General features: G+C 57.0%; 1 rRNA gene. It reads left to right on the top strand.

The window, feature by feature from the left end:
* Window positions 1-24: 24 nt before the first annotated feature.
* Window positions 25-1,095, top strand: a 23S ribosomal RNA gene (locus tag F6X51_RS27595); the annotation flags it as partial.

Genomic DNA, 1,095 nt, shown 5'->3' on the forward strand with positions numbered 1-1,095 from the left:
TGTGCGGACATCGATCATGAGAGCGATCAAGTGCCTTAAGAGCATTCGGTGGATGCCTTGGCGCTGAGAGGCGATGAAGGACGTGGTACGCTGCGATAAGCCTTGGGGAGCTGCGAACGAGCTTTGATCCAGGGATTTCCGAATGGGGAAACCCACCTTCGACCCTTCGTATTGCGAGGCTGCGGGGCAACCCGTGGTCTGGCACTACGATGGGTCGCATGAAGGTATCAGACCCTGAATCCATAGGGGTTTGAAGCGAACCCGGGGAACTGAAACATCTAAGTACCCGGAGGAAAGGACATCAACGAGACTCCGTCAGTAGTGGCGAGCGAACGCGGATCAGGCCAGCGCCTGGAATGAGTTTACCGGAACGGTCTGGAATGGCCGGCGAGATGGGTGACAGCCCCGTACGGGACGGACGAATTCCAGGACACGAGTAGGGCGGGACACGTGAAATCCTGTCTGAACATGGGGGGACCACCCTCCAAGCCTAAGTACTCCTCAGCGACCGATAGCGAACCAGTACCGTGAGGGAAAGGTGAAAAGCACCCCGACGAGGGGAGTGAAACAGTACCTGAAACCGGATGCTTACAAACAGTGGGAGCCCAAGATCCGTTCTGGGTGACCGCGTACCTTTTGTATAATGGGTCAGCGACTTAAAGTAGTGGGCAAGCTTAAGCCGATAGGTGGAGGCGCAGCGAAAGCGAGTCTGAACAGGGCGTTCAGTCCGCTGCTTTAGACCCGAAACCGAGTGATCTAGCCATGTGCAGGATGAAGGTGGGGTAACACCCACTGGAGGTCCGAACCAGTGCCCGTTGAAAAGGTCTTGGATGACGTGTGGCTAGGGGTGAAAGGCCAATCAAACTCGGAAATAGCTGGTTCTCCGCGAAAGCTATTTAGGTAGCGCCTCGCGTGCTCGATCTTCGGATCGACGATATGCCTTGCGGGGTAGAGCACTGGATGGGCTAGGGCCGCCCACAGCGGTACCGCACTCAACCAAACTCCGAATACGCAAGAGCACTGCGCGGGAGACACACGGCGGGTGCTAACGTCCGTCGTGGAGAGGGAAACAACCCTGACCTACAGCTAAGGCCC

Source organism: Methylobacterium planeticum, from assembly GCF_008806345.1.
GTDB classification, from domain to species: Bacteria; Pseudomonadota; Alphaproteobacteria; order Rhizobiales; family Beijerinckiaceae; genus Methylobacterium; species Methylobacterium planeticum.